This window comes from Halomonas sp. SIMBA_159 (genome assembly GCF_046536035.1).
Lineage (GTDB): Bacteria > Pseudomonadota > Gammaproteobacteria > Pseudomonadales > Halomonadaceae > Vreelandella > Vreelandella venusta_A.
Genome location: NZ_JAWJBT010001546.1, coordinates 1 through 238 on the forward strand (window position 1 = coordinate 1; position 238 = coordinate 238).

Here is a 238-nt window from a genome sequence, read left to right on the forward strand (position 1 = left end):
CAAGCTGATCGACGACAACGATTTTAAACTGTACAACACGCGCATTCAGCAGATGCGTGACCAGGTGGGCAAAGCATCGGTCGACTTCAATAAGAACGGCGTATCTGCCAAGCAAATGCAGGCAGCGCTACGCGGTGTTCCAGCTCAATTTACTGATATTGCGGTATCATTACAGGGGGGGCAAAACCCCTTAACTGTCTTTCTGCAGCAAGGTGGCCAGTTAAAAGATATGTTTGGT

Annotated in this window: 1 protein-coding gene; it reads left to right on the plus strand. The window is 48.7% G+C overall.

The window, feature by feature from the left end; translation table 11 throughout:
• Nucleotides 1-238: phage tail length tape measure family protein (locus tag R0J87_RS24415; RefSeq protein ID WP_498889633.1), on the plus strand; the 238-nt coding region annotated here is incomplete at both ends.